This is a genomic window from Bifidobacterium sp. ESL1130, assembly GCF_058507935.1.
The window spans coordinates 900,886-912,831 of record NZ_CP196379.1; the positions used below are offsets into that span (position 1 = coordinate 900,886).

Consider the following 11,946-nt stretch of genomic DNA (forward strand, 5'->3'; position numbering starts at 1 on the left):
ACCATGACATTGCTGAACGAATACTATGTGCCCGGTCTGCACATCGAAGACCACTCTTCTGTCGTGCCGCTCGACTGGAACGGTACGATCCCAGGTTCGGGCTTTGGTGGCGGTGCCGGTGAGACGTTGCACCTGTTCTACCGCGTCGTCACGGCTCCGGAACATGTACATGACGACCTGCCGCTGTTGGTCTTCCTTCAGGGAGGGCCCGGGGGAGCAGGGCCGCGGCCTCTCACTCCCTCCAGCGAAGGATGGATAGCGCAAGCCGTCAAGCATTTTCGGGTGGTGCTGCCGGACCAGCGTGGCACCGGCCGTTCCTCGCGAATCGACTCCAACGTCATCAACGCGATTGGTTCGGCGAAGGAGCAGGAAAGCTATATCAAACATTTCCTGGCCGATTCCATCATCCGAGACTTCGAACACATACGTCTCACCGAATTTGGCGGGCGGCGCTGGGCGACGTTAGGTCAGAGTTATGGCGGTTTCCTCACCTTGGCGTACCTTTCGGCCTTCCCGCAAGGCGTTTCCGTCAGCTTCACCACCGGCGGCATTCCGCACGTCCCTGCCAGTGCGCGCGAAGTATATGAGCATACGTTCCCACGTATGGAACGTAAAACGCGACAGTTCTACGAGCGCTACCCTATGGACGAGGAACGTGTGGCAGTGGTGGCCGAGCGGTTATCGGATCGAGCCAACCCGGTGACATTGCCTAACGGAGACCCGCTCAGCGTGGAACGATTCCAGACTCTGGGTGGTGACTTTGGTATGAAGCCCAGCTTTGAACGCCTTCATTGGATCCTCGATTCGGCTTTCCAAGCCGCAGATGGGTCAGCGAGCAGAGAGTCCCCGCTTTCTGACCAATTCCTTGAATCGGTTATGCAAGCCACCTCGTCCACGCCCCTGTACTGGCCATTGCAGGAAGCCATATACGCCGACGGAGAACTGGACGCACCCACCGGATGGGCAGCTCAGCAAGTGCGCGATACCATGCCTCAATTCGGTGGTGCCCGCAGGCCGCTACTGTTCACCGGAGAATCCATATTCCCTTGGATGTTCGAGCAGGAACGTGCGCTCAGACCGTATCGTGGTGCAGTCGAACTGCTTATGCAAGACACTCATTTCGGCAAACTCTACGACCTCGACCAGCTGCAACGCAACGAGGTGCCGCTCCAAGCGGCCGTGTACTTCGACGACATGTATGTGGACTCCGGCCTTCAGCTCGACACTCTCTCCAAAGTCGGTCGCTCGCACGCATGGGTCACCAACGAATTCGAGCATGACGGTGTACACGGAGGGCAGGTGTTCTCTCACCTGTACAACGAGGCACTCAATCGTGGGGATCTCGAGATGCTGTTCGCGTAGTCGGAGCACCTCGTATGGTGGTTTTGCCCTGGTATACGCAGTCGTGAATCACACGTCAGATTCTTGATACTATGGTCACCAGCAACAGTAAGAACATCTACAGCACAAGGAGCAGCAATGACAGTAGACCTCAGTAACATTACCATTGGATTCATCGGATTCGGCAACATGGCTCAAGGCATCGCCAAAGGACTGATCAACGGCGACGTGTTGCGCGGCGATCAAATCGTAGCCAACTCGGCACACTTCGATTCGGTGCAGCGCTCCTGCCAAGCCATTGGCGCCCGGCCCATGCACAATGCGCAAGAGACCGTAGCGGCTGCCGACGTGGTTGTCGTGGCAGTCAAGCCATACCAGATCGAGTCGGCGCTCGCCGAAGTGATTGACGAGTTGCGAGACCCAGACAAGTGCGTTGTCTCCGTGGCGGCCGGGCGCAACCTGGACTATTTCAAAGGACTGTTGGGCAGTGGGGCACATGTGCAGTGCATGATTCCCAATACTCCCATTGAAGCAGGGCAAGGTGTGCTGGTTACCGAGATCGACAACACGTTGAGCGACAAGCAGCAGGAATTGTTTGAAGCGCTGTTTTCGCCCATTGCGCTTATCGAACGCCTTGACTCGGATCATATGGACATCGGTTCTTCGGTGGCTGGCTGCGCTCCGGCGTTTACCGCCATGTATATCGAGGCTCTGGCCGACGCAGGTGTGAAATACGGTTTGCAACGTCAGGCAGCGTACCGCTTGGCAGCCAAGATGGTGGAAGGTGTGGGTGCCTTGTATCTGCAGACCGGTGTCAATCCAGGAGCAATGAAAGACGCCGTATGCTCTCCTGGAGGCACCACCATCAAAGGTGTCACCCAATTGGAGAAGTCCGGGTTCCGAGGTGCGGTCATCTCTGGCGTGGATGCCATTCAGAACGGCTGAACGACTGGCGGTGTGATATGAGGATGTTGCTTGCTTCAACGCTACCGGCGGTACTAAGCGCCTATATGAGCAGTGACCTGAGGAAGATGGGTTCCCCGTCTCACACCATGGTGTACATTCCCTCCGCGGATCGCGGTGGAATCGTTGCCGAATCACTACTTCGGCCAATGGCTGTGAAACGCTTGAAAGCGTCTGGTTTCCGTGTGCACCTGCTTGATGTGGCGCGGGCCGGCAGGGAAGAGGTTCAGGAAACGATTCGCCGTGCCGAGGCCATATGCGTGGGTGGGGGCATGACGTTTTACTTGCTTGACCTCCTGCGGCGCAGCGGTGCGGCGGATGCCATCGTTGAGGCCACTGCTCAAGGTGCTCTGTACCTCGGTGTCTCTGCCGGCGCTGTGGTGGCAAGCCCTGATATCAGCTATATTGCACGTATGGATATGCCATGCAAGCAGGAGGAGTGCCGTCAGAGAAAAGGACTTGGTCTGACCTCAATAAGTGTAGTGCCGCACTGGGGAGGAGTGCTGCAAGGTAGGGCTGCAGAGGATATTACCGCACGATTCCGCGATACCCTTGACGTGCGGCCGATCACCAACAAGGAAGTCATCTCCGTAGATGGGGACGCGGTGTATCGGCTATCGGTATAGCGAGCTGAGACACGGGAAGCAGAAAAGCCGTCCTCTGTCGGCGACAGGGAACGGCTTTTTCGGTTTGTGCGGCTTTGTTGCGCGATGTGGTGATTTAAAGCTGATGCGGGCTCACATCAACCTCATCAAGCGGAATAATATGAGTATGGTACTTGATTTTATAGCCGATATAGAGCACCAGCACCAGCGGAATGCCGATGTAGGTCACGCCGATCTGCTGCCAATCCCAATGTACGAACGCGTCGATGTTCTGTCCGCATATCACCACGATGCACAATATCAGCGCGACAATGGGGCCGATCGGGAACAGCTTGGCGTGATATTTCAGCTCGGAAAGCTGGTGCCCCTGACGCACGAACGCACGTCGGAAACGTAAGTGGCTGATGGCGATGCCCACCCAAGCGATGAACCCGAGCAGTCCGGAGGCCGCCACCAGCCACATGTAGATCTGCTCACCGAAGATCGAGGTGGCGAACGCAGCGAGAGCCACAATCGTAGTGGCAACGAGAGAAGCCAGGGGAATGCCGCGTCTGGTGGTCTTGGCGAAGAACTTGGGAGCCTGCCCATCCTGTGCCAACGAGTAGAGCATGCGCGTGGAGACATACATGCCCGAGTTGGCGGCGCTGATCACAGCGGTGAGCACGATGGCGTTCATCAGGCTGGCCGCGAATGCCAGTCCGGCTCGTTTGAATACCAAGGTGAATGGTGACATCGCCACGTCGCCGTCTGCTGCTGCGAGCAGATTCGGGCTGGTGTAGGGAACGAGCGCAGCGATGACGAAGATGGCGAGGATATAGAACAGCAGGATCCGCCAGAACACGCTGTTGATTGCCTTGGGCACGGTGGTATGCGGGTCGTCGGACTCGCCTGCCGTCACTCCTATCATCTCCGTGCCTTGGAAGGAGAAGCCTGCGACGAGGAACACGGAGAGGATGGCGGGGAATCCGCCCACGAACGGCGCATCCTTGATGGTGAAGTTGGCAAGGCCTGCGGCAGGGTGGAACATGATGCCGAAGATCATGGCAAAGCCGAGTACCAGGAAGACGAGCACCGTGACGATTTTGATCATCGAAAGCCAATATTCGGTCTCGCCGAATGTGGAGACGCTCACCGCATTGATCAGGAAGACAACCGTCAGTATGACGGCGCTCCAGATCCATGAAGGGGAGTTCGGCAGCCAGTATTTGATCAGTAGCGATGCGGTGGAGATTTCAACGGCCACGGTGATGGCCCAGTTGAACCAATAAGCCCACCCCATGGCAAAACCGAGTGCCGGGTCGACATATTTGGCATTATACGTGGCGAAGGATCCGGAGACCGGCTGGTTGGTCGCCAATTCACCGAGGCTGGTCATCAGAAAGTAGACCATGATGCCCATGGCGGCATAAGCCACAAGCGCACCACCGGGGCCCGCAGTGGAGATAGTGGAACCGGACGTCATGAACAAACCGGTGCCGATGCATCCGCCAAGTGCAATCATGGAAACATGACGGGTTTTGAGACCGCGTTGTACGCCGCCGTGATGTGGCGCGGTCCCGGTCTGGTTGCTTGTTGTCTCTGTATTCTGGACAGCAGCTGATTTGTCTGTGTCGCTCGGTGGTTGCGTGGTGTCTGCCCGCATGCCCCGTATCCTCTCTCCTGAGGAAGAGTCACCGTGATATTCGGCCCGATGCGGAGGAATGCGGTATGCAGGTAACACTGCTTCTGGCATCATCGCACAAAGGTTCGTTGATTCATCGATAGCGCTCCGCGGCATGGATTGCTCCTGTCGCGACAGTCCCGAACCTGTTGGATTCGGTCCCAACACCCGCGGCCGGCAAACTACGGGCATTTCGGCTGGGTCCCCTTTTCCCGAAGTTCCTCGGCATCGCCGTGCCTTGCTTCGGGTACTGATGAACTCAGCGACCTCTTCTGTGATTGATAACAGGCAACATGATATGGGATTTTCAAGACATCCTGGATTTCAGGAGCGGATTGCGGATGCCGGCCGATGCTCGTCCAGTCTTGGCTACGCCGTGATGTGTGTCTGATGCCCCGGTATAATGTGTCTTGGGTCTCAATTCCTACTTTTGGGTCGCTGTTCCAATTCCAGAACGTGGACTGACGAGAAAATGTAACGCAACGATAGGTGAGAGGTACCAGCCATGTCTAATATTCAGGTGTTTGACTACGAAGATGTTCAACTTATCCCCAACAAGTGCATCGTGGACTCCCGATCGCAGTGCGATACGAGCGTGCGCCTAGGCGACTTCACGTTCAAGATGCCGGTTGTGCCCGCCAATATGCAGACCATCGTCGACGAGGGTATATGCGAGCAACTCGCTGCCGACGGGTATTTCTATATCATGCATCGATTCAATACGGCTGCGCGGTTGGCGTTTGTTGAATCCATGAACGCCAAACACCTGCTCACCTCAATCAGCGTCGGGGTTAAACCAGATGAGTTCGAATTCATCGACGAACTTGCCAGTGCCGGACTAAGCGTTGATTTCATCACGATTGACGTCGCCCATGGCTTTGCCAACAGCGTCATCTCGATGATTGAGCATATCAGGAAGCGTCTGCCTTCCACGTTTGTCATTGCCGGTAATATCGGAACTCCCGAGGCGGTGCGCGAGCTTGAGAACGCCGGAGCTGATGCCACTAAGGTCGGCATCGGTCCCGGCAGGGTGTGCATCACCAAGATCAAAACAGGCTTCGGTACCGGCGGCTGGCAGTTATCTGCGCTGAACTGGTGCTCCAAGGCCGCGCGCAAGCCCCTCATCGCCGACGGCGGCATCCGTACCCATGGTGACATTGCCAAGTCGGTGCGGTTTGGTGCCTCGATGGTGATGATCGGCTCACTGTTTGCCGGGCACAAGGAGTCCCCGGGAAAGACGAAGGTGGAGGACGGCGTCACCTACAAGGAGTATTTCGGGTCCGCCTCCGAGTTCCAAAAGGGTGAACGCAAAAACGTGGAAGGCAAGAAGATCTGGGTGCGAGCCAAAGGCTCTCTGCGCGACACCTATCGTGAAATGCAGCAGGATCTCCAGTCCGCAATCTCATACGCCGGCGGCAGCGATCTGGCGTCGCTGCGCAACGTGGACTACGTTATTGTCCGAAACTCGATTTTCAACGGCGATGCCATATAGAGAATCATTGTGGTAACGAGTCATTGCCATAGGACGTGTGAGTGCCTGCTGTGCCTTGGTGCCGATACCGGAGTGGCTCAGTTCTCTTGCAGCGTCTCGGATTAATCGCTTCGAGCTGATTTCTTCGTAGGTTTTGTGCGAACTGCCACCGTCGTTCTACCTATCGGCACTATCGGGTGGGTACCTGAGTTGCGCGTAAGCGTTCATCAGAACACAACCCGCGAGATTTGATTTGACACCGAGCAGTCACCCCTACACGTAGACTTGGGATTATGTCTTTAACTATCGGAATCGTCGGGCTGCCCAACGTGGGCAAGTCCACCATGTTCAATGCTCTGACCCGTAACAACGTGCTCGCGGAGAACTATCCCTTCGCCACCATCGAGCCCAACGAGGGCATTGTCCCGCTACCCGACAAGCGTTTGCCGGTGCTTGCGGATCTGGTGCACACCGAGAAGGTCGTGCCGGCCACCGTCACGTTCGTGGACATCGCGGGCATCGTCAAGGGCGCGAGCGAGGGGGAGGGCCTGGGAAATAAGTTCCTGGCCAACATTCGCGAGGCGGACGCCATCTGCGAGGTGGTGCGTGCTTTCGAGGACGACGACATCGTGCATGTCAACGGTAAGGTCGACCCGGCGGACGACATCGAGACGATTAACACCGAGCTCATGCTGGCGGACATGCAGACCATCGAGAACGCACTGCCGCGCCTCGAAAAGGACCTGCGCGGCAAGAAGGTTTCACAGGAATATGTGGACGCGGTCAAACTCGCACAGAAGATCTTGGGCGAAGGCGAGACCATCGACCACGCGGCTGCGGCCGGCAAGATTGACAAGGCCGATATCTACGACCTGCACTTGATGACCGCCAAGCCGTTCATCTATGTGTTCAATGTGGACGATTCCGAGCTGGCCAACGACGAGCTCAAGCAGCGCCTCGCCGCCTCTGTGGCTCCGGCTCAGGCCATCTTCCTCAATGCCCAGTTCGAGGCTGATTTGACGGAGCTGGACGAGGCGGATGCCCGTGAAATGCTCTCTGATGCCGGCTTGGAGGAGTCTGGCCTCGATCAGCTGGCCCGCGTAGGGTTCGACGTGCTCGGTCTGCAGACGTATCTGACAGCGGGGGAGAAGGAAGTGCGCGCCTGGCAGATTCACCAAGGTTGGACGGCTCCGCAGGCTGCTGGCGTGATTCATTCCGACTTTGAGCGTGGGTTCATCAAGGCCGACATCGTCTCATACGATGACTTCGTGTCTGCGGGCGGTTCTATGGCTGAGATCAAGGAGGCTGGCAAGCTGCGCCAGGAAGGCCGCGACTACGTCATGCAAGACGGTGACATCGTAGAGTTCAAGTTCAACGTGTGAAAACCACTGATTGGGCTTGGGGAAGATGACATGCATAACAATCAAGGAGAGTGGCAATCGCCCGACGAAACCGTACTGCGCACTTCCGAAGAGATTGAGTCGCACTTCAACCAGCTTCTGCAAGGTGTTCATGCTGAGAAGCGAGCAGACGATTTGTTGAGCACGAAGCGGCTGGCAGGGCTGCTGTATTCTATGGGGCGCACCTTCGACGGGTTGCAGTCCAGCTTCATGGCCACCGAGGAGTTCCTGCGCACAGGCAATCCCGAAGTGGTCAATTCGCGTGCCGATTTGGCGCTGCTGCTTGATTTGAAGGATGCGTCGGCGTTCGTGTTGCACTACGACTATGCTGGCAAGCCGTTCGATTTGGATTTTCTGTGCGAAATCAACGCACACCTGACCCGCACTGCGGCCATGCAGCCGGGCTTCATTCGTAGCAGCGATGACGTACAGGTGCGAACCAAGCTCGGGGTCTACAAACCCGGTGTGCCTGATGAGCGCAAGCTCGTTGAAGTGATGGGGAAGGCTGCCGGTTCGCAGGGTAGCCTCCTTGATGCTGCAAAGCTGTTCATCAACGTCGCGAAGATGCAGCCCTTCGGTGATGGCAACAAACGTACGGCATTGCTTGCCGCCAACGGCCTTCGTGTCTCACGCAGAGCTGGTAGCGAGCTCAGCGTCCCCACCGAAGACCCGGACCGCTCGACGTTCAACGACTTGCTTTCGCAGTGGTACGTGAACGGCGACGCGCAAGTGGCCCAATGGCTGGCCGATTGGAATGATACGCAGACTGGCGAAGAGTGAGGCTGCGCGATTTTGTGGTTCATTCCCTATAGTTCTGTGTTGCTGGGGCAGAGCGTGGGGAGCGTGCCCTGTGTTGGCCGGACGGTGAAACCAACCCCGCGAGCGGCGCGGCTGGATCTCCGGACTGCCCGAAGAAGTGCGTTTAGGCTTTCATATCTGCTGCAGCCTCGCGCTGAGGCGTGCATACTGCGTAAGTTTGCGCCGCTGTAAGGCGGCATGGTCGTAAACGGGCTCTGCTACACGCAGCACGAAAGTGCGCCATCGCTCTGAAGAGAGCGATGGCGCACTTTGAAGTTTTTAATGTGTCTAAGTGGAACGCTCAGACCTGCATCTGCATGCTCTGCGTGCGGCGAGCGCGCATGGCGCGACGCTTCAACGCGCGACGCTCGTCTTCACTCATGCCGCCCCACACACCGTAGTCCTGGTTGGTGTCGAGCGCGCACTTCAGGCAGGCATCAATCACCTTGCACGTACGGCAAATCGCCTTGGCCTCTTCGACCTGCTGATACGCCGAACCGGTGTTGCCGACCGGGAAGAACAGCTCCGGGTCCTTGTCCCTGCACGCTGCCTGCGCACGCCAATCAAGAGCACTACTCATGTCCACTGCCTTTCGTTGCGGCTGTTTGTAAAATCTGTCTTACTCTAGATAACCACGAAACGTTCGTTTTTTCAAGAGTTTTGTAAAAATCAGTGTGAAAGTTTCAGAACATAACAGGCTTATGTGGGAAGATTCACTGTTTGCTTTCGGCAAGTGTGCCGACTGAACCAGGTTCATGCGATCCACTGGCCAGCTCGTCGAACAGAGTATGGTTTTTCGCGTCGTCGAGCAGCACACTCGACCCCACACCGCTGACTCGATAATCCGGATCGGTCCAGTAGACACTGCCGCTCACCCCGTTCTTCCCGGTGGCGTTCTTGAACGCGGACGCCATGCTGATGAGTGTGGCCGGGTTGGTTTTGTTGTCGGTTTCCACTGCGGCGAGCGCCGTGTTGGCGAGTTTGTTGAGGGTGCCGACGTTGCTGAGCGTTTTTGCAGAGAATGCTTTGGTCATGATGGCGCCGATGACTTGCCGTTGGCGTGCGGCTCTGCCGAAATCTCCTTGGGGATCGGAGTAGCGCATGCGGGAGAAGGCGAGGGCTTGCCCGCCGTCCACATCGTGGCATCCGGCTTGCCAATCCATGCCTGAGTTCGGATCGTTGACGGTGCTGTCGTAGCATAGATGCACGCCGCCGATGGCATCGACCACGTCCTTGAGTCCACCGAACTTTACCTCTGCCACGTGTCGGATTTTTTTGCCGGTGATGTTCTCCACTTGGGACACCAGACTCTTTTTGCCGTAGATTTGCGCAACGGCGTTGAGCTTCATCAAAGTGTTATCCTCTTTGACTAACGAGTCGCGGGGGATGGAGATGAGCGACGGGTTGCCGTGCGTGGGTTTGGTGAGTACCAGAATGGTGTCGGTGCGGAATCCGGGGGTGTCGTCGGGAGTGCCGCCGATGCCGGAATTGTCGCGTTCATCGGATCCCAGGACGAGCCAGGCGGTGCCATCGGAGTTTGCTGCGCTGGTGAGCCAGTCGTCCTTATTGATTTTGCCGTTCACCCATACCCAACCGGTGATCAGCGCGATAAGGATGACGGCAAGTAGCAGCGCGAGCAGTGTTCGCACAGGTTTGTGCCGGCGTGCGTCGGTGCGTGAGGGTCCGGTTTGCTTGGGCATAACAGGCGTTGCCCTGCGCGTACGGGAGGCAGAGGGGGCTGCTGTTCTGCCGGCATTTGTTCCGCGTTGGGCAGGTTGTGTCACAGGCTGCCGTCGTTTGGACGCTGAGCTGGTGGAGCCGGAGGAACGCCTCGGTTGGGAGGCAGGAGACGAAGTCGATGCCGCCGAAGAGCGAGAATTCACTGAAGATGATGTTCTGGAGGATGCGGAGCTGCGTGCTGGATGGGATGTGTGACGAGTACGGGAGGCATTGGGGGAGAAGGCAGGCAGTGAGCCTTCGCTGTTCTTCTGGTCGGAGTGCGTGCGGTGCCCATGACCGTTGGGCGTGAAGCTTGGCGGTGTGCCTTGGCTTCCGGATGCGCCTGCTCGGTTGCCCATGTTGCTCTCCTATGTTCTCTCGGTTTCGGTGTCTCTACTGTACGAGCAGTCGTGCCATGTGCGTCTTGCGGCGCGGTGCACATCTTCTTGATCGGTTTGTTGCCGCTACTGTGCCGCAGGTACGGCACAAATAGTCTGGTTAAGATACTGATTGGCGATGCCGATGTACTGGCCTGTGTTGGGATCTCTGATCGACCCGTCGCTCGGATCAACGACGCCACCGGTGGCCGGGTCGATGAGTCTGCCGTTCTGATCGGTGATGAGGCCGGTCTTGGGGTCGGGCTGAGGGGCCGGCTGTGTGTCGGAATCCTGTGGCGCCGACGTGCTGTCCGGGGTGTCGGAATCGTTGCTGGGAGCTGCTTCTTGAGCGTTGAGCGGCTTGTTTTCCTGAAGCTTCGCCCAAACGTCATCGGCGGCGCTTGACCATACCACACGGTTCGGGTCCTTAGGGGAGGGGACCACGGGCAGCGTCTGCATGTACAAGTGGTCGAGCTTGATGTTCTTCAGGCTCATGCCCAGCCCCACCAGTGTGGATGCATTGGAAAGTCCTTCGGAGATGCTGAGCGACTTCAGCGCGGAGTTTGCCAGACGGTAGAGCTGTGTGCCGTTGGTGAGCAGGTTCTTGGACAGTGCTTCGTTCATGAGCTCTTTGATGAGGTATTGCTGGCGGGTGGTACGCATGATGTCCGATCCGTCAGTGCCGGTGCCGTGGCGCATACGCGCGTATTGCGTGGCCTGTGTGCCGTCCAAATGATTCATGCCGTGCTTGAGGTCAAGACTGGTGTAGTTGTCCTTCATATCTACAGGGATACACACGTTGACCCCGCCGATGGCATCAATCATGTCCTTCAGGCCCTGGAAGTCGACCACAATGAAATGTTGCAGATTGAGACCGGTAAGCGAATTGACGGCGTGCAGCGTGCAGCCTGCAGCCGAGGCCAGATCCTTGCCCTTGCTCCATCCGCTGGCGAAGATCGAATTGAACATAACGTTCGATTGTGCGGGAACCTTGCCTTGCGAAGTGTCGCAGCTGGGAGCGTCCACGATGGAATCTCGCGGAATGGAAACCAGATTGATGTAGGAGCGGTCGGCGCTGATCTGCACCACCATGGTGGTGTCGGCATTGTGCAGATCTATCTCGTCGCTGTTGCGGCCACCGATGGCGGTATTGCCGGCGCCCTCACGCGTGTCCTGCCCCATGAGCAGGAATTCGATGGGTTTGCCCGCATTGGGATCGACGATTTCCTCTTGTTTGCCGCCTTGCGCAATCGATTTGACGGAATTGGGGGCTGTGATGAGCGCATAGGCGCTGATGCCCACCGCTGAGACTACGAACACCAACACTGCAGTGATGGTCATGGCGACTGTGGTGCGCACGCGATGCATTGCCGTAAACCCGAAGCTGTGGCGTGGCATGTCCGGATTCCACCCGCTGACATTGGGAAGCTTCACGTTCTGTTTGCGGTGTGATGTCACGCTAAAACCTTCCTGTTGCCAACCCGGCGCCTACCCCTCAGCATCCGGAACCGACCCTAGCGCCGGCGTCGGTTTTCATTGTACGGCTTTGGGCTGAGAAACCGATTCATGTGCTCACTGCGACGCGCGCAGGTGGGGGTCGCGTACACTGGGG

12 protein-coding genes and 1 riboswitch are annotated in these 11,946 nt (G+C 57.5%); of the genes, 7 read left to right on the forward strand and 5 right to left on the reverse strand.

The features are described from left to right. Positions 1 to 3 precede the first annotated feature (3 nt). From ACSYSO_RS03430 to ACSYSO_RS03440, 3 genes are all read left to right on the forward strand, one after another. A complete protein-coding gene (locus ACSYSO_RS03430; RefSeq protein ID WP_489760623.1) occupies positions 4 to 1,362 on the forward strand; it encodes an alpha/beta fold hydrolase in 1,359 nt (452 codons plus the stop codon). A gap of 117 nt (positions 1,363 to 1,479) precedes the next feature. Then, on the forward strand, positions 1,480 to 2,286 hold the full coding sequence (gene proC / locus ACSYSO_RS03435; RefSeq protein ID WP_489760622.1) for a pyrroline-5-carboxylate reductase: 807 nt from the start codon (positions 1,480 to 1,482) through the stop codon (positions 2,284 to 2,286). 65 nt (positions 2,287 to 2,351) lie between these two features. After that, positions 2,352 to 2,930 (forward strand): Type 1 glutamine amidotransferase-like domain-containing protein, encoded by a 579-nt coding sequence (locus ACSYSO_RS03440; RefSeq protein WP_489760621.1) that lies wholly within the window; start codon positions 2,352 to 2,354, stop codon positions 2,928 to 2,930. Positions 2,931 to 3,024: 94 nt separating this feature from the next. Here the strand turns inward: ACSYSO_RS03440 and ACSYSO_RS03445 are convergent, their stop codons facing one another. Beyond that, positions 3,025 to 4,551 carry an amino acid permease gene (locus ACSYSO_RS03445; protein ID WP_489760620.1) on the reverse strand — a complete coding sequence of 509 codons (1,527 nt, stop codon included), beginning with the start codon at positions 4,549 to 4,551 and terminating at the stop codon, positions 3,025 to 3,027. 111 nt (positions 4,552 to 4,662) lie between these two features. Beyond that, a riboswitch (Lysine riboswitch) is annotated at positions 4,663 to 4,849 on the reverse strand. Between the two features lie 225 nt (positions 4,850 to 5,074). Here ACSYSO_RS03445 and ACSYSO_RS03450 point away from each other — a divergent pair. After that, positions 5,075 to 6,061, forward strand: a complete 987-nt coding sequence (locus ACSYSO_RS03450; protein ID WP_489760619.1) for a GMP reductase — start codon at positions 5,075 to 5,077, stop codon at positions 6,059 to 6,061. Here the strand turns inward: ACSYSO_RS03450 and ACSYSO_RS03455 are convergent. Then, positions 5,972 to 6,181, reverse strand: a complete 210-nt coding sequence (locus tag ACSYSO_RS03455) for a hypothetical protein (RefSeq protein ID WP_489760641.1) — start codon at positions 6,179 to 6,181, stop codon at positions 5,972 to 5,974. The genes ACSYSO_RS03450 and ACSYSO_RS03455 overlap by 90 nt on opposite strands. A 152-nt stretch (positions 6,182 to 6,333) precedes the next feature. Here ACSYSO_RS03455 and ychF point away from each other — a divergent pair, with 152 nt between their 5' ends. Together ychF and ACSYSO_RS03465 are read left to right on the forward strand one after the other, a co-directional pair. Continuing rightward, on the forward strand, positions 6,334 to 7,422 hold the full coding sequence (gene ychF, locus ACSYSO_RS03460) for a redox-regulated ATPase YchF (RefSeq protein ID WP_489798597.1): 1,089 nt from the start codon (positions 6,334 to 6,336) through the stop codon (positions 7,420 to 7,422). A gap of 30 nt (positions 7,423 to 7,452) precedes the next feature. Continuing rightward, positions 7,453 to 8,220 carry a Fic family protein gene (locus tag ACSYSO_RS03465; RefSeq protein ID WP_489798595.1) on the forward strand — a complete coding sequence of 256 codons (768 nt, stop codon included), beginning with the start codon at positions 7,453 to 7,455 and terminating at the stop codon, positions 8,218 to 8,220. 319 nt (positions 8,221 to 8,539) lie between these two features. On the opposite strand, the gene ACSYSO_RS03470 is transcribed toward ACSYSO_RS03465, so the two are convergent. Both ACSYSO_RS03470 and ACSYSO_RS03475 read right to left on the reverse strand, forming a co-directional pair. Further along, positions 8,540 to 8,818 carry a WhiB family transcriptional regulator gene (locus ACSYSO_RS03470; protein WP_489798593.1) on the reverse strand — a complete coding sequence of 93 codons (279 nt, stop codon included), beginning with the start codon at positions 8,816 to 8,818 and terminating at the stop codon, positions 8,540 to 8,542. 133 nt (positions 8,819 to 8,951) lie between these two features. Further along, entirely contained in the window at positions 8,952 to 9,887 is a 936-nt protein-coding gene (locus ACSYSO_RS03475) for an LCP family protein (RefSeq protein WP_491702001.1), read from the reverse strand. A 148-nt stretch (positions 9,888 to 10,035) separates the two neighbouring features. Here ACSYSO_RS03475 and ACSYSO_RS03480 point away from each other — a divergent pair, with 148 nt between their 5' ends. Continuing rightward, on the forward strand, positions 10,036 to 10,173 hold the full coding sequence (locus tag ACSYSO_RS03480; protein ID WP_491702002.1) for a hypothetical protein: 138 nt from the start codon (positions 10,036 to 10,038) through the stop codon (positions 10,171 to 10,173). A gap of 248 nt (positions 10,174 to 10,421) precedes the next feature. Here ACSYSO_RS03480 and ACSYSO_RS03485 read toward each other — a convergent pair whose 3' ends face one another. Continuing rightward, positions 10,422 to 11,792, reverse strand: a complete 1,371-nt coding sequence (locus ACSYSO_RS03485; RefSeq protein ID WP_491702003.1) for an LCP family protein — start codon at positions 11,790 to 11,792, stop codon at positions 10,422 to 10,424. Between the last annotated feature and the right edge of the window lie 154 nt (positions 11,793 to 11,946).

What these genes read in the sequence shown, in the direction of transcription:
- ACSYSO_RS03430 (WP_489760623.1), top strand. Translation starts at nt 4, where the DNA reads ATGACATTGCTGAACGAATACTATGTGCCCGGTCTGCACATCGAAGAC.
- ACSYSO_RS03445 (WP_489760620.1), bottom strand. Translation starts at nt 4,551, where the DNA reads ATGCGGGCAGACACCACGCAACCACCGAGCGACACAGACAAATCAGCT.
- ACSYSO_RS03470 (WP_489798593.1), bottom strand. Translation starts at nt 8,818, where the DNA reads ATGAGTAGTGCTCTTGATTGGCGTGCGCAGGCAGCGTGCAGGGACAAG.
- proC (WP_489760622.1), top strand. Translation starts at nt 1,480, where the DNA reads ATGACAGTAGACCTCAGTAACATTACCATTGGATTCATCGGATTCGGC.
- ACSYSO_RS03440 (WP_489760621.1), top strand. Translation starts at nt 2,352, where the DNA reads ATGAGCAGTGACCTGAGGAAGATGGGTTCCCCGTCTCACACCATGGTG.
- ACSYSO_RS03465 (WP_489798595.1), top strand. Translation starts at nt 7,453, where the DNA reads ATGCATAACAATCAAGGAGAGTGGCAATCGCCCGACGAAACCGTACTG.
- ychF (WP_489798597.1), top strand. Translation starts at nt 6,334, where the DNA reads ATGTCTTTAACTATCGGAATCGTCGGGCTGCCCAACGTGGGCAAGTCC.
- ACSYSO_RS03450 (WP_489760619.1), top strand. Translation starts at nt 5,075, where the DNA reads ATGTCTAATATTCAGGTGTTTGACTACGAAGATGTTCAACTTATCCCC.